Origin of the sequence: Streptomyces sp. NBC_01232, from assembly GCF_035989885.1 — a bacterium.
Classification (GTDB): Bacteria; Actinomycetota; Actinomycetes; order Streptomycetales; family Streptomycetaceae; genus Streptomyces.
Genome location: NZ_CP108518.1, coordinates 7999260 through 8013390, shown reverse-complemented (window position 1 = coordinate 8013390; position 14131 = coordinate 7999260). Strand labels below are relative to the sequence as shown.

Below are 14131 nucleotides of genomic sequence, written 5' to 3'. Positions count from 1 at the left end.
CGGACCTGTCGGTCCGTCACCGGGGGCGGACCGGCGGGTCCCCGTCCCCCGTGCGCCGGGCGGGCGCTGCCGCGTCAGGGTGGGCCGCCCGGGTCCCCGGCCCGCCGGCCGCCGCGCGCGCCGACGGCGTGGCCCGAGGGGCGCGCTGTAGCGTCGGACGCCCTCGGTGGTGGCCGGAACTCGCGCTTGTCAGCCCAGTAAGGCCTACCTAACCTATGGCTCGCCCTCGATCGAGGGCCTCGGCACGACTTCGGGACCCGTCCCCTACCGAAGGAGCCTCCCCCATGAACGCCCGTCTCGACCATGCCCAGCCCTATGCCGTCGGCCTGTTCCGGATCGTCACCGGACTGCTCTTCGCCTCGCACGGGGCGGCCTCCCTCTTCGGTGTCCTCGGCGGTGCGCACGGTGGTGGCACCGTCGCGGCCGGAACCTGGCCCGGCTGGTACGCCGCCGCCATCCAGCTCGTCGCCGGCGCCCTGATCCTGCTGGGTCTCGGCACGCGGGCGGCCGCCTTCGTCGCCTCCGGCTCGATGGCGTACGCGTACTTCACCGTGCACCAGCCGGGTGCGCTGTGGCCGCTGCAGAACGGCGGCGAGGCCTCGGCGATGTTCTGCTGGGCCTTCCTCCTGCTGGTGTTCACCGGCCCCGGCGCGCTGGCGGTGGACGGGCTGTTCTCCTCGCGGTCCTCGGCCTCGGTCGGACGCCGGGACGAGAACCGCCCGGAGACCGTGACCGCCTAGATGAACAGCTCCTCGGCCATCTGACCGTTCGAACGCCCTGCCCCGCCGGGGTCGCGCTCGGCAATCCCTCGCCACGGCCCGCGGTGCCCCGCTCCTGCGGCTCCGCGGGCCCGGACGCGCGGACGAAGCTGCGGCTGAACGCGGCCTGTCGGACGGCCGTGCCCTGCCGGGCACGATGACCCGTCAGCTGCATGCGGTGTCTTCCGTGCGCAACTCGGCGGTGTGCTGCCGGTGTTCACGGAACCGATGGCCGGTCATGCAGGCGACACCCAGGGACAGGTACGGGATCAGGCTCGTGTTCATCGAGCCGTTCGGGCCGACCGACAGCAGTGCGGCGTCCGGGCACTCCACGCGAACACCATGACGAGGGCGAACGCGTCGGCGCCCGGACGGTGGCCGATAGCCTGGGTGCATGGAGGAACTGGGTGGGGTGGAGATCGTCGGCTTCGCGGACGCCGAGGCTTTCGAGAGCTGGCTGGCCGAGCACCACACGCGCCACGAGGGCGTGTGGATCAAGCTGGCCAAGAAGAAGTCCGGGATCGCGTCGGTCACCGACGACGAGCTGGTCGACATCGGGCTGTGCTACGGCTGGATCTCCGGGCAGCGGCGTGCCCTCGACGAGCGCCACTACCTGCAGAAGTACGTACCCCGCCGGCCCAGGAGCCTGTGGTCGCAGGTGAACGTCGACAAGGTCGCGGAGCTGACGGCCGCGGGGCGGATGCGCGAGCCGGGTCTGGCCGAGGTGCGCAGGGCGCAGGCCGACGGACGGTGGACGCACGCCTACGAGTCCCAGCGGACGGCGACGGTGCCACCCGATCTGGCGGCGGCGTTCGAGGCGGATCCGGAGGCCCGGAAGGCGTTCGAGGCGCTCGACCGGACCGGGCGCTACCAGGTGATCCTGCCGTTGCTCCAGGCGCTCACGCCGGAGACCAGGCGGGCCCGGCTCGACCGGGCGGTGCGGCTGCTTCGGGAGGACGCCCCATAGGCGCGGGGCGCGGGCGCAGGACGCGGGAAGGCGTCAGGCCTGGCCTCCCCGTGGGGGAGCCAGGCCTGGCGGGAGGCGGAGCCGCAGGTCAGGAGCGCTGGTCGCGGGCCTTCTCGGCGCGCTCCGCGTTCTTCTCCTTGATGCGGACCGTTTCCTTGCGGACCTCGGCCTGGGTGGCGCGCTCGCGCTGCAGCCACTCGGGGGCTTCCTGCTTCAGCGCTTCGATCTGCTCCGTGGTGAGGGGCTCGGTGACCCCGCCGCGGGCGAGGCCGGCGATGGAGACGCCCAGCTTGGCCGCCACCACCGGTCGGGGGTGCGGACCGTTGGCGCGCAGCTCCTGCAGCCACTGGGGCGGCTCGGCCTGGAGCGCACTCAATTCGCTGCGCGAGACGACACCCTCCTGGAACTCTGCGGGGGTGGCCTCGAGGTACACGCCCAGCTTCTTCGCCGCGGTCGCGGGCTTCATCGTCTGGGTGTTCTGGTGCGACGTCATGGTGTCAAGAGTATCGAGCGTGTGCGCTACCTCCGACCACGACCGGTAACCTTGCGGGGTGACAGGCTCGGAAGTACCAGTACCCCCTTCGTTCCGGCTCGCTTATGTCCCCGGGGTGACACCCAGCAAATGGGTGCGTATCTGGAACGAGCGGCTGCCCGACGTCCCCCTGACCCTGGTCGCGGTGTCCCCGACCGAGGCGTTCGGCGTACTGCGGGCGGGCGGCGCCGACGCCGGGTTCGTCCGGCTGCCGGTCGACCGTGACGACCTCAGCGCGATCCCCCTCTACACCGAGACCACGGTGGTCGTCGTCCCCAAGGATCACCTCGTGGCCGCGGCCGAGGAGGTGTCCACCGAGGACCTCGCCGACGAGATCGTGTTCCACCCCCTCGACGACACCCTGGCCTGGGAGCAGCTGCCGGGGAAGCCCGCGATCGAGCGCCCCGAGACGACGGCGGACGCGATCGAGCTGGTGGCGGCCGGGGTGGGCGTGCTCGTCGTCCCGCAGTCGCTCGCCCGTCTGCACCACCGCAAGGACCTGACCTACCGGACGGTCTCGGACGCGCCCGCATCGCGGGTCGCGCTGTCGTGGCCGCAGGAGGAGACCACCGATCTGGTGGAGGAGTTCATCGGGATCGTCCGCGGCCGGACCGTGAACAGCACGCGGGGCCGCGCGCCGACCCCGCCGCAGCCCAAGACGAAGCGCAAGCGCCCGGAAACGGGTGCGGGAGCGGGCGGCGCCGGCGGGGCTCAGCGGAAGTCGGGGGCCGGCAAGTCCGGGGCCGGCAGGTCGGGGTCCGGGAAGCCGGCGGGCAAGAACACCCGCGGCGGTTCCGGTGCCCCCAAGGGCGGCGGCAAGAGCGGCAAGCCCCGGCGCCGTCCGTAGGAGGACGTAGGGCCTGGGGAGCTAAGCCCGTACGGACCGAGGACGGGATGGGCCCGGTCCAGTACCGGCTGGGCCCGTGACGGCCTGGCTTCGGGGGTCCGGATCGCCTCTCGGTGTATGCAGGGGGGATGTATCTCCGGCGGTCGCACGCACGACACCACCACCCGCAGGTGAGGCACGCACAGCTGGCGGTTCCGTTCGCGCTGATCGCCCTGGTGACGGCGGTCGACCTGATCGCTCCCCCCGAGGTGCACCTGGGACCTTTCCTGGCCGCGGCACCGGCGGTGACCGCGTCGTTCGCGGGTCCCCGGATGACGGCCCTGGTGGGTGTGGTCGCCGTACTGGCGCAGATCGTGGTCGCGGTGGGCAGTACCACCGTGACCGACCTGAACCACACCTTCCAGATCATCGCACTCGTGATGATCTCGGTGTTCGTGACCTTCTTCGCCCACCTGCGCGAGGTGCACGAGAAGGAAGTGGTCCAGCTGCGTTCGGTGGCGGAGACCGCGCAGGAGGTGGTCCTGCGGCCCCTGCCGGACCGGATCGGTCCGCTGGGTGTCGCCTCCGTCTACCTCGCCGCCGCGGCCGAGGCCCAGATCGGCGGCGACCTGTACGCCGCCGCCCGGACGGCCACGGGAACGCGGCTGATCATCGGCGATGTCCGGGGCAAGGGGCTGGACGCGGTCGGGGACGCCGCCCTCGTCATGGGCGCCTTCCGGGCCTCCGCCCACCAGGAGGCCCGGCTGCCGGGCCTGGTGGACTACCTGGAAGCCGCGGTCTCCGCGGACCTGGACGGCGGCGCCGGGGACGAGGGGGAGAGCTTCGTGACCGCGGCCGTCCTGGAGATCCCCGACGCCGGGCAAGTGCTGCACCTCGTCAGCTGCGGCCATCCGCCGCCGCTGCTCGTGCTGCGCGCGGGCGGAGCCGTCCAGCTGGAGGTGCCGCGGCCCGCGCCGCCGCTGGGTCTCGCCGGACTCGTGGCTTCGGACGTCACCGCGCAGACCTTCGCCTTCGGCGACGGCGACGTCCTGCTCCTCTACACGGACGGCGTCCTGGAGGCGCGCGACGGGTCGGGCGCCTTCTACCCCCTGGCGGAGCGCGTGACCGCGTGGTCGGGCCTGGCGCCGCAGGCCCTGCTGGACCGATTGTGCGAGGACCTGCTCGCGCACGCGGCCGGGCACCGGCTCGACGACGACGCTGCGATGGTGGCCATCTCTCGTCCGTTGCGCCCTTAGGGGGTGTCGGGCCGGACCCGGTTTGCCAGAATCGGATCATGCTGACCCTCGGAACGATCGTCATGGGCGCCGCGGACGTGCGCCGGGCCGCCGAATTCTGGACCCGGGCGCTGGGATACGTACCCCGCGACGGCGAGGTGGACGACGGCTGGACCGTCCTCGTCCCGGCCGACGGGGCAGGCGGTCCGGGCCTGGCCCTCGGCCGCAGTGTCAGCCCCGTACAGGAACACCCGCGCGTCCACCTCGACCTGTACGCGGCGGACGCCGCGGAGCAGGGGGCGGAGGTGGCGCGACTGGTGTCACTGGGTGCCCGGCAGGTCGACTGGGACTCCTATCCGGAGGACCCCGACTTCGTCGTGCTGGCCGATCCCGAGGGCAACCGCTTCTGCGTCATCGACGCCACGCACGGCTGACCCGGGCCGGCCGGGACAACGGGAACGGTCCGGACGACCGAGTCGGCCGGGTCAGGTCAGAGGGCCAGGGGGTAGAGGGTCAGAAGGTCAGAGGGTCAGAGGGTCAGAGGGTCAGCGTGCGCCAGCCCTGCGTGATCTGCTCGCGGACCGCGCCCGCGTCCGGCAGCCTCGGGTCCGGCCCCTGGGGCCCGGTCAGCAGCTCGACCAGGGCCGCGCCGTCCGCCGGGCGCCCGGCGGGATCCGCGGTCAACGCCCGCCCGACGGCGGCCGCGAGGGCCGGATCGAGCGCCCGTACCGCCTCCAGCGCGGCGGGCTCGGGACCGGTGTCCACGATCCGGCGGATCACCGCGCCCGTGCTCGTCGCCGAGAACGGACTGGTGCCGTGGGCCGCGCACACCACGCAGCAGGCCCACGCCCACACGTCGGCGGCCGTCCCGACACGCTCGTCGCCGAACTGCTCCGGTGCCATGTAGGTCAGGGTGCCCGGTCCGCCGCCGGTGCGGGTGAGCCGGGTGCCGTCCACGAGCGCCGCGATCCCGAAGTCGAGCAGGCGCGGTCCGGCAGTGGTGAGCATGATGTTGGCGGGCTTGAGGTCCCGGTGCACGAGGCCGAGCCTGTGCACACCGGAGAGCGCCACGGCCAGCGCGAGGGCCAGGGCGCGCAGCGCCTCCGGGGAGCGGATCGGGCCCTGCTCCCGCAGGTGGACGTCGAGGGGCCGTCCGTCGAGCAACTCCATGGCCAGGTACGGGCGTCCGGCGTCCACCCCGGCGTCGAGCACCCGGGCGGTGTAGGCGCCGGACACCATGGACAGCACCTCCACCTCGCGCTCGAAGCGCAGCAACAGCTCGGCGTGGTCCAGGAGTTCGGGGTGGATCGTCTTCAGGGCCACCTGGGTCGCCGCCCCCTCGCGCCGGGCCAGGTACACCGTTCCCATCCCGCCGGCCCCGATCCGGCCGAGCAGCTGGTATCCGGCGATCGTGCGCGGCTCGTTCGGGTTCAGCTCCTGACAGGCGACCTGCGGCACCGCTCCGGTGCTCCGGTCGGCCTGCGTCGGAAGGTACGGGACCTGCCGCGCGGGCGGGAACGAGGGCGCCGGCGGAACCAGCGGGGTCAGCGGCGCAAGCGGCGGGGCCGTGGCTGTGGCCGCGGCCGCGGGCGTGACCGACGGAGCGATCGAAGGCGCGACCGAGGGCGTGACCGTGACGGGGAGACCTCCGCCGGCACGGGCCGTCCCCCGGGCCCTGGAGCTGGCGATGAGGGCGACGGCCTGGAACACGAGGGCGGCCAGCAGCACCCCGACGGGTGCGAACACGCCGACGGCCACCCGGAGGGCGAGCAGGGCGGCCGTCCGCGGGCCGTTCGGAGACGGCGCCCCGGGCTGCGCGGGTGCACCGGCGGTCAGCAGGCTGCGCTGCGTCAGGAACCACAGCAGGAGCCAGAGCGTTAGGGCGACGATCGCCCCGCCGACGAAGTAGGTCCGGGCCAGCGTCAGAGGCAGGCCGAACTCGATGGCCAGGGGGAACGCCTGCCCCCAGGCGGCCGGTTCCGCCAGCATGTCCAGGCCGGGAAGGGACCGGCGCAGCATCAGCAGCAGCGCCACCAGGACGGCGCCGCCGCCGAGCTGTACCACCAGCTCCCCGACGACGGCCGCTCTGCCTGGCGCCGCACGCCCGTCCCGGGCGGCCGACACCCGCTCGCGCACGGCATCCTGGGCGCGCAGGAGCAGCGGCAGTGACAACAGCCGCACCACGAGCGCCGGACCGGCCACGGCCAGGACACCCACACTCAGTGACGTGTCCACCATCTCCGCCATGCTTCCCCCGAAATCGCCCCGTGCGCCCGGTCGGCCGGGCAGGTGGATATTAGTCCGTCACCGACCCCGACGGGCGCCGTAACCGTGCCCTCCCCCGGCTTCCCCCCGGCTTCCGTAGCCCGCCCTTACCTCCACCTTAAGTGGAACCTAAGGCTCATCGCCGCCGTACAGAAACGAACGAATGTCCGTTTCGGTGCGGCTAGCGTGCTGCTCGATCCCCCAACTCCCCAGTAACACAGAGGCAGGCACGTGATGGGCAGCACAGTCGGGCACCGGCGCAGGACGAGTCGTACGGCGAAGGTCACGGGCGCGATCGTGGCCGCGGCGGTGATTGGTGGGGCGGCCTTCGCGTTCACCGGTACGGCGCAGGCGACCTCCGTCGGCGCCGTGTACACCAAGTCCAGCTCCTGGAGCGGCGGTTACACCGGCCAGTACGTGATCACCAACGGCACCGGCCGGGCGCAGTCGGACTGGACCCTCCAGTTCGACCTGCCCGCAGGAACGAAGATCGACTCGCTGTGGAACGGCACCCACACCGTTTCCGGCAGCCGCGTCACCGTGAAGCCCGCCGCCTGGAACGCGCAGCTGGCCGCCGGGGCCTCCGTCACCGTCGGCTTCGTCACCAGCGGCACCGGTACCCTCGGCGACCCGACGGGGTGCCTGATCAACGGGGTGAAGTGCTCGGTGGACCAGGGCGCCACGGCCCAGCCCAGCGGACGCCCCACCGTCCGGCCCACCGTCACCGCGAGCCCGGCGCCGACCGCACCCGCGACGTCCGCCGCGCCCACCGGGACCAAGTCGCCCTCCCCCACGGCGACCGCCCCCGTCCCCACTCCCGCCCCCGGTGGCGGCGGCGCGCGCTTCGCCCCGTACGTGGACACCTCGCTCTACCCCTCGTACGACCTGCTCGACACCGCGACGAAGACCGGCGTGAAGGAGTTCCACCTCGCCTTCATCACCTCCGGCGGCGGCTGCGCACCGCTGTGGGGCGGCGTCACGGATCTCGCGAACGACAAGGTGGCCGCCCAGATCGGTGCGCTGCGCGCCAGGGGCGGCGACGTACGGGTGTCGTTCGGCGGGGCCGCCGGGCACGAACTGGCCCTGAACTGCGCCACCGTGGACGACCTGACCGCCGCGTACGGGAAGGTCGTCGACCACTACCGGCTCACCAAGGTCGACTTCGACATCGAGGGCGCCGCCCTGCCCGACACCGCGGCCAACGCCCGCCGCGCGCAGGCCATCGCCCGGCTGCAGAAGTCCCACCCGGGTCTGGACGTCGCCTTCACGCTGCCGGTGATGCCCGAGGGCCTGACCCAGCCGGGCGTGGCCCTGCTGGCCGACGCGAAGAAGAACGGCGTGCGGGTCGACGCGGTCAACATCATGGCGATGGACTACGGGCCCGCGTACAGCGGGGACATGGGGCAGTACGCGATCTCGGCCGCGACCGCCACCCAGGCGCAGATCAAGGGCGTGCTCGGGCTCTCCGACGCTGCGGCGTGGAAGGCCGTGGCCGTCACCCCGATGATCGGCGTCAACGACGTCGTGAGCGAGATCTTCACGGTGGAGGACGCGACGCAGCTCGTGGGCTTCGCGGCGTCGAAGGGAATCGGCCGGCTGGCCATGTGGTCCTCCACGCGCGACAAGCAGTGCGCGGCCGGTGCGGTCAACCACGCGGATGCGACGTGCAGTTCCATCCTCCAGGAACCGCTGGCCTTCACCAAGGCGTTCTCGGCGCTCAAGTAGCCGCTCGCGCGCCGCTCGAGGCCCGAACGGCGGCCGACGGGTACCGCGGCGGCGGTGAGACCCGTCGGCTCCGCCGCCGCGCCCGTCCCCCACGCCCGTCCCCCGCGCCCGGGCCTCGTGACCGACCTGCGGTCCGCAGGCTCCAGCGGTGGCGGACCGGGCCGGGACTCGGCACCCTGGTGGGCCTGATGGTCACCTACAACGCCGTCGGGCCGCCCGGAAGGATCGCCCTCTACGGCATCGCCCTGTCCCTCGTGCACGTCTTCCGTACCGCCGAACATCCACGAGGTGGTGCCACCGGTGCTGGCCGGCGTCCTGGTGTGGGGGATGGCCCTCCTGGACGTCATCCCCGGCGCCCACCCCCAGGTCCCGGCGGGCGCCAGGGCCCTGTTCACCCTCGGAGCCCCCGTCGCCCTCACGGCCCTGGCCTGCTGGGAAATGCACCGTCCGCGCCGTCTCCACGGCCTGACGATCCGTGCCGCCCCGGGCCGCTGAGGTCCCGATGACGACACGTCCGGTAACCCTCTGTGTTTAGCGGCCCGAAATTCGGTAACAAGAAGTAGTGACAGGCAGTCAATACCCGACGGAAGGCAGGAACATGACCCTCGGCACCGTGCTCATCCTCGTCGTGGTCCTCGCAGTTGTCGGACTTCTGATCGCGGCCCCCAGCGCCACCGTCCGGCGCAACCCCTTCCCGGGCCGCCGACAGCGGGCCGGGCACCGCCGCTCGCGCACTCCCCGGTCGAACCGGGTACCCCCGCAGCGGGGCATCCAGCACCACGCGCGCTGACGGCGGGACGGACTGCGGCCGCACGCCCCCGCCGTCAGACCGACGGCGGGGGCGGGAGCTGGGGCACGAGCGGGCCCTGCGCGAGGATCCGGGCCGCGGCGAACTCCTCGCGGGAGGCCTCCTCGGCCAGCTCCAGGTAGCCGTAGGCGTCGTCGCCGACGGGGATCCGCAACGGCGTGGGTCCCTGGGCGGCGACGATGTCGAGGACCCGCGCGGCGAAGTCCTCGGGGCGCCCGGTCTCCGGGTTCTCCGCGAGACCGCGGGCGCCCTCGAGCATCTCGCGGTTCGTCACGTCGTAGGCCGGGACCCGACGCTGCGACTGGGCCATGGACGTGCCGTAGCGGGTGGCGAACATCCCCGGCTCCACCACCGTGACGCGGATGTTGTGCGGGGCCGCCTCGACGGCCAGGGTCTGGCTCATGCCTTCCAGGGCGTGCTTCCCGGCGACGTAGGCACCCAGGCCCGGGAAGGCGATCCGGCCGACCACGGAGGAGATGTTGACGATGTGGCCGTGGCCCTGGGCGCGCATCAGCGGCAGGACGAGCCGGGTGAGCCGCCACGGGCCCACGACCAGGGTCTCCAACTGGTCGCGCAGTTCGGTGTCCGAGACCTCCTCGACCGCACCGAACATTCCGATGCCCGCGTTGTTGACGAGGATGTCGATGCCGCCGAGACGGTCGACGGCGCTACGGACGGCCTCCTCGCAGGAGGCGGCGTCCCGCAGTTCGAGCGGCACCGGGACGATGCGGCCGGGCCAGGCGGCCGCGAGGTCTTCCAGGTCTGCGGTCTTGCGGGCGGTGACAGCCAGTTCGTCCCCTGCCCGGGCCGCGGCCGTGGCCAGCGCGTGCCCGAGGCCGGAGGAGCATCCCGTGACCAGCCAGCGTCGTCCCATCGTTCCCCCGTGACGAGTGAGTTGTTCCGGACCGTGGTGATGACGGCCATCGTCGGGGGGCGGCCGTCCGCGGTCATCCCCTCCCGCGGGGGCGTGCGGAGGCGCGCGGGCGCACGTACGGGCGCGCAGAGCGCGGCCCCACCCCCGGGCCGCCGCCGGGCCAGGACGTCCTCAGACGGGGTCGGTCGCAAAGAGCTCCAGGTGGGAGCAGCGCGGGCAGCGGTACGCCTCGATGCGCCGCCGGGGCCTGCCCAGCCGTTTGGCACCGCCGAACAGACCGCGTTCCAGCGGCCCGGCGATCCAGCGCGCGTACCCCCGGGCCCCCTCCCCCGTGTCCTCCACAAAACCCGGCTCCAGGCCGACGGCATCGCAGTACGTGCATCTCATCGCGTCCACGGGTCGAGTCTAGGAAGCGGGCCACGGCCACAACGCACCCACCCGGCCGCCTACCCGCCGCCCGCAGGTCCGGCGGGTAGGCGGCCGGGTGAGGAACTTCACCGCGGGGGGTGCCCCCGGACCGCGGCCCTCGTTGCTAGATTGTCCGGCGGCCGGTCCAAGGCCCCGGACGAGATGCGCCGTACCCGGTTACGCACGACGACGCGCGAGGTGCTGCACGAGCAGCGCCGTCCGCTGTCCGTACCCGGGCAGTGTCCTCGTCGAGCAAGATGGGCCGAACGCCATGACCGTGCCACTCACCCGCAGCCTGTACCGGACGACCGCACACGCCGCGGGGGGCCGTACCGGATCCGTCCGCACGGACGACGGACGCCTGGACGTACGCCTGGCCCCGCCGCGCAAGAAGGTGCCCGGCACCACCAACCCCGAGCAGCTGTTCGCGGCCGGTTTCGCCGCCTGCTTCACCTCCGCGCTCGCGGAGGTCGCCGCCGAGTTCGGGGCGGACGCCTCCGCCGCGCGGGTGGCCTGCGAGGTGGAGCTCGGCACCACGGACACACCCGCCGGCTACGGCCTCGCGGTGACCCTCACCGTCGGCCTGCCCGGGTGGCGGGCGGCGGACCTCCAGCCCCTGCTCCACCGGGCCGACGCGGTCTGCCCGTACTCGCAGGCCGTGCGCGGCAACGTGCCGCTGACGCTCCTGGCCGTGGACGAGCCCGCCGCCGATGACCGCGCCTGAGCCCGGGCCGGCCGGGCGCCGGCCGGACCTCCCGGACGGCCCGGACGTGCCCGGCGTCCGCGTGCCCGACCACGGCGCCTGGCTGCGGCGCGGCATCAGCCGCAACGGCGGACCCCTCGTCGAGGACCGCGAAGTGGTGTGGCTGCAGGCCGGGTCGTACTACGCCGACAGCCGCGGCTTCGCAGGTACGACGTCCTTCGACGGCTCCCAGGTGCACTTCCACCACCTCACTGGCGAGCCGGGCGAGGACGCCGGTACCTTCCGGTGGGACGGTGCGAACCTCGTCGAGCGGGGCACGAACCCGGACGGCTCCACCTTCCTGGAGATCTGGACCCCTCTGCCCGACGCCGACGCCGACGGCGTCTGCGGCTCCTGGTCCGGCCAGGACCATCACGTGGTGCGCGTCGGACGCCACGTGGTGCACGTCGATTCCCGCGCCGGCGCGTACTGGCGGCTGTAACCCCCGTGCCGCTCCCGCCCGGTGGGGGCCCGCCGGGTATCCCCTCGGCCCACCCCTCCCGCCCGGGCCACGGCATACTGACAGGCGAATGACGTCGGCAGGCCACGCCGAGCAGACCGGTGAGGGAGGGCTCGGATGACGCACCTGTTGTTCGAGAGCGGTGACCTCGGGGCCACGGAGGCTTTCCTGTCCTCCGCGTACACCCCCATGCAGATCGGCGGCCGTCCCGCCGACACCAGGGCACGGATCTCCCGTACCGCGGTCGGCGGGCTCAGCGTGGACCGTCTGTCGTTCGGCTACACGATGGGCTACGACGCGGGCTGCCTGGGCAAAGTGTGCCTGGTAACGATGCACAGCGGCAGCATCGTGGACACCACCGGCGGCCGCGAGGAGATCTACGGTCCCGGCGAGACCTTCCTCCTCGCCCCCCACGACCGGCCCTACGAGGGGCAGGTCCGCGCGGCCCGGTACACGATCACGATGTTCGACCCCCGCCTGCTGAACCGGGTCGCCTCCCTGCCGGGGGAGAAGGACGTACGGATCACCGGGGCCCGGCCGGTCGGTCCGGCCGAGAACCGGCGGCTCGGCGCGGCCGTCGCCTACCTCCGCGACCACGTCCTCGACGACACCGCCGCGTACGCCGACGGTGACGGCGACGGCGACGACCTGCTGGTGTCCACAGCCGTCCAGCACCTCGCGGCCACGGTGCTCCGGACCTTGCCGAACAGCGCCCGGGCCGACCGGGCCACCCCGGCGGACACGCGCGACGCACACAGCGACACCCTGCGCCGGGCCGTCTCGTTCATCGAGGCCAACGCCCACCGCGACATCACGCTCGCCGACATCGCCGCCTCCGTACCGGTCACGCCGCGTGCGGTCCAGTACGCCTTCACCCGCCACGCCGGGACCACACCGCTCGGCCACCTCCGCCGCGTACGGCTGGCCCGCGCCCACGCCGAACTCCGCGCCGCCGAGCCGTTCGGCCCCACGACCGTCGCCGCCGTCGCCGGACGGTGGGGCTTCGCCCACCAGGGCCGCTTCGCCGCCGCCTATCGTCAGACGTACGGAGTGGCGCCGTCCGTCACCCTCAGAGCCGCCGGACCCGGCTGACCCGACCGCGACGACGGTCGGGGCGCCGCGGTCAGGGCGTCGCGCGGGCCGTCCCGTCGCCCGCTTCCCCCGGCCCGGGGACGCCCAGGTTGAACAGCAGATCGGCGCCCGTGATGGACAGCAGGCGCATGAACTGGGGCCCGGGGCCGGCGAGGATCAGGGTGCGCCCGTTCGACTCGCACAACGCGCGTGCGCGCAAGAGGGCGTTGAGGCCGGCGGAGTCGCAGAACGCGAGCCGCGTGAGGTCGATGACGACCCGCTCCGGAGCCCCGGGATCGGCGCACGCCCCCAGGAGCGCGCTGTTCAACGCGTCGACGTGGTCGAGGTCCATGTCACCGGTCACGGTGACCACGCTGCGGTCGACGCCGGTGACGACCGTGACGCTGTGCGGACCGTGGTCGGCCAGCGGGCTCATCTCGCTCCTCCCGTCGATGCACGGGTGGACCTTCGCCGGCGACCACCCGGACACGACGCTATCCGGGCCCGGGGCGGCGCACAGCCCCGGAAACGAAGGAACGCATGTGTTCGTTTCGTGGACAGGCGGCCACCCCGGCGGTGCGCCGGGGCGGCGTCCCGTCAGGGCAGCAGACCCGCCGGGAGGTATTCGTCGTACGTCGAGGCCGACCCGCCGGTGGCCTGGCGGATCAGGTCCCCGATGGGATCGGCGGCCTCCTCGGATTCCGGCGCCGGCGTGCCGAGTCGGGCGGCGACGTCCTTGCGGAGGGTCGGGAGCAGGGCGTAGAGGCGGTCTCCGGGGCAGGAGGTGGCGTTGAAGTCCCGGTGGCCGTAGATCTCCGAGGCGGGCAGGCCGTACTGGTCGCAGATGTGGGCGCACAGGTCGGCCAGCGCCGCGTACTGCGCCGCGGGCGGGACCTGTGAGGTGTAGGTGCCCTCGTTCTCGATGCCGATCGACACCGTGTTCTGGCCGACGCAGTGCGCCGCCCGCACCTGGCGGGTGCCGCCGCGCAGCTCCGCCAGGCTGTGGTGGCGTCCTTCCAGTACGAAGGCCCCGCGGCTGATGGTGAAGTGCTGACCCGTGTCGATCCAGCCCTGCGCGTCCATGTGGTACGTCTGGATCGCGCGGGCGAGGGCGAAGGCGCGCTGCTTCGAGTAGTCCGTCACGTTCGCCGTCGCGGTGTGGTGGACGACGATCCGCTCGGGGCGGTTGGCCAGGATGGCGACGGGTTCGGACGCCGCCCGCGCGCCCCAGGCGGCGCAGCCGATGATGTCCGGGGTCGCGGCGGCGGAGTACGCCCGCCCGGCCGCGGCGAGCGGCAGGGCCGCGGCGGCGGCCAGGGCGAAGACCCCCGTGAGCAGCGACCGGCGGGTGTGGGGGGCCGCGGCGCGCTCCGGCGGCTGATGCAGTGCGGAGAAGGTCATGCGGCGCCATTGAAGGGGACCTCGGCACCACGGGCCGCGCAGACACACCGCGCGCATGC

The 14131-nt window shown here is 73.3% G+C and carries 18 protein-coding genes and 1 riboswitch; of the genes, 11 read left to right on the top strand and 7 right to left on the bottom strand.

Going from position 1 to position 14131, the window contains the following annotated elements; genetic code table 11:
* The first annotated feature begins 284 nt into the window (after positions 1 to 284).
* Positions 285 to 740 (top strand): DoxX family protein, encoded by a 456-nt coding sequence (locus OG444_RS36785; RefSeq protein ID WP_327266204.1) that lies wholly within the window; start codon positions 285 to 287, stop codon positions 738 to 740.
* A gap of 183 nt (positions 741 to 923) precedes the next feature.
* Here OG444_RS36785 and OG444_RS36780 read toward each other — a convergent pair whose 3' ends face one another.
* Complete coding sequence (locus OG444_RS36780) at positions 924 to 1091, bottom strand: hypothetical protein (RefSeq protein ID WP_327266203.1); 168 nt, start codon at positions 1089 to 1091, stop codon at positions 924 to 926.
* 61 nt (positions 1092 to 1152) lie between these two features.
* On the opposite strand from OG444_RS36780, the gene OG444_RS36775 reads away from it, so the two are divergent.
* Positions 1153 to 1725: a YdeI/OmpD-associated family protein gene (locus OG444_RS36775; RefSeq protein ID WP_327266202.1), complete on the top strand. Its 573-nt coding sequence runs from the start codon at positions 1153 to 1155 to the stop codon at positions 1723 to 1725.
* Positions 1726 to 1813: 88 nt separating this feature from the next.
* Here OG444_RS36775 and OG444_RS36770 read toward each other — a convergent pair whose 3' ends face one another.
* Complete coding sequence (locus tag OG444_RS36770; protein WP_327266201.1) at positions 1814 to 2218, bottom strand: DUF5997 family protein; 405 nt, start codon at positions 2216 to 2218, stop codon at positions 1814 to 1816.
* 58 nt (positions 2219 to 2276) lie between these two features.
* Between OG444_RS36770 and OG444_RS36765 the strand changes: the two genes are divergently transcribed.
* From OG444_RS36765 to OG444_RS36755, 3 genes are all read left to right on the top strand, one after another.
* Positions 2277 to 3104: a LysR family transcriptional regulator substrate-binding protein gene (locus tag OG444_RS36765; protein WP_327266200.1), complete on the top strand. Its 828-nt coding sequence runs from the start codon at positions 2277 to 2279 to the stop codon at positions 3102 to 3104.
* Positions 3105 to 3232: 128 nt separating this feature from the next.
* Complete coding sequence (locus tag OG444_RS36760; RefSeq protein ID WP_327266199.1) at positions 3233 to 4339, top strand: PP2C family protein-serine/threonine phosphatase; 1107 nt, start codon at positions 3233 to 3235, stop codon at positions 4337 to 4339.
* 38 nt (positions 4340 to 4377) lie between these two features.
* On the top strand, positions 4378 to 4752 hold the full coding sequence (locus OG444_RS36755) for a VOC family protein (protein WP_327266198.1): 375 nt from the start codon (positions 4378 to 4380) through the stop codon (positions 4750 to 4752).
* Positions 4753 to 4855: 103 nt separating this feature from the next.
* On the opposite strand, the gene OG444_RS36750 is transcribed toward OG444_RS36755, so the two are convergent.
* Positions 4856 to 6556: a serine/threonine-protein kinase gene (locus OG444_RS36750; RefSeq protein WP_327266197.1), complete on the bottom strand. Its 1701-nt coding sequence runs from the start codon at positions 6554 to 6556 to the stop codon at positions 4856 to 4858.
* A gap of 261 nt (positions 6557 to 6817) precedes the next feature.
* Between OG444_RS36750 and OG444_RS36745 the strand changes: the two genes are divergently transcribed.
* From OG444_RS36745 to OG444_RS36735, 3 genes are all read left to right on the top strand, one after another.
* Entirely contained in the window at positions 6818 to 8308 is a 1491-nt protein-coding gene (locus tag OG444_RS36745) for a cellulose binding domain-containing protein (RefSeq protein WP_327266196.1), read from the top strand.
* Between the two features lie 288 nt (positions 8309 to 8596).
* The gene (locus OG444_RS36740) at positions 8597 to 8803 is read left to right on the top strand and encodes a hypothetical protein (protein ID WP_327266195.1); all 207 of its coding nucleotides are present in this window, start codon (positions 8597 to 8599) and stop codon (positions 8801 to 8803) included.
* Positions 8804 to 8906: 103 nt separating this feature from the next.
* Positions 8907 to 9098, top strand: coding sequence for a hypothetical protein (locus tag OG444_RS36735; protein WP_327266194.1), 192 nt, complete (start codon positions 8907 to 8909; stop codon positions 9096 to 9098).
* A 34-nt stretch (positions 9099 to 9132) separates the two neighbouring features.
* Here OG444_RS36735 and OG444_RS36730 read toward each other — a convergent pair whose 3' ends face one another.
* Together OG444_RS36730 and OG444_RS36725 are read right to left on the bottom strand one after the other, a co-directional pair.
* Positions 9133 to 9990, bottom strand: a complete 858-nt coding sequence (locus OG444_RS36730) for an SDR family oxidoreductase (RefSeq protein WP_327266193.1) — start codon at positions 9988 to 9990, stop codon at positions 9133 to 9135.
* A 171-nt stretch (positions 9991 to 10161) separates the two neighbouring features.
* Positions 10162 to 10377, bottom strand: a complete 216-nt coding sequence (locus OG444_RS36725; protein WP_405792952.1) for a hypothetical protein — start codon at positions 10375 to 10377, stop codon at positions 10162 to 10164.
* A gap of 154 nt (positions 10378 to 10531) precedes the next feature.
* A riboswitch (guanidine-III (ykkC-III) riboswitch) is annotated at positions 10532 to 10594 on the top strand.
* A 75-nt stretch (positions 10595 to 10669) separates the two neighbouring features.
* Here OG444_RS36725 and OG444_RS36720 point away from each other — a divergent pair.
* The 3 genes from OG444_RS36720 (at position 10670) to OG444_RS36710 (ending at position 12692) form a co-directional block, all read left to right on the top strand.
* Entirely contained in the window at positions 10670 to 11122 is a 453-nt protein-coding gene (locus OG444_RS36720) for an Ohr family peroxiredoxin (RefSeq protein WP_327266191.1), read from the top strand.
* A complete protein-coding gene (locus OG444_RS36715) occupies positions 11109 to 11582 on the top strand; it encodes a hypothetical protein (RefSeq protein ID WP_327266190.1) in 474 nt (157 codons plus the stop codon). The genes OG444_RS36720 and OG444_RS36715 overlap by 14 nt, the downstream gene beginning before the upstream one ends.
* A gap of 135 nt (positions 11583 to 11717) precedes the next feature.
* On the top strand, positions 11718 to 12692 hold the full coding sequence (locus OG444_RS36710) for a helix-turn-helix transcriptional regulator (RefSeq protein WP_327266189.1): 975 nt from the start codon (positions 11718 to 11720) through the stop codon (positions 12690 to 12692).
* 31 nt (positions 12693 to 12723) lie between these two features.
* Here OG444_RS36710 and OG444_RS36705 read toward each other — a convergent pair whose 3' ends face one another.
* Entirely contained in the window at positions 12724 to 13107 is a 384-nt protein-coding gene (locus tag OG444_RS36705) for an STAS domain-containing protein (RefSeq protein WP_327266188.1), read from the bottom strand.
* Positions 13108 to 13268: 161 nt separating this feature from the next.
* Positions 13269 to 14072, bottom strand: a complete 804-nt coding sequence (locus tag OG444_RS36700; RefSeq protein ID WP_327266187.1) for a peptidoglycan recognition protein family protein — start codon at positions 14070 to 14072, stop codon at positions 13269 to 13271.
* Positions 14073 to 14131: the final 59 nt, after the last annotated feature.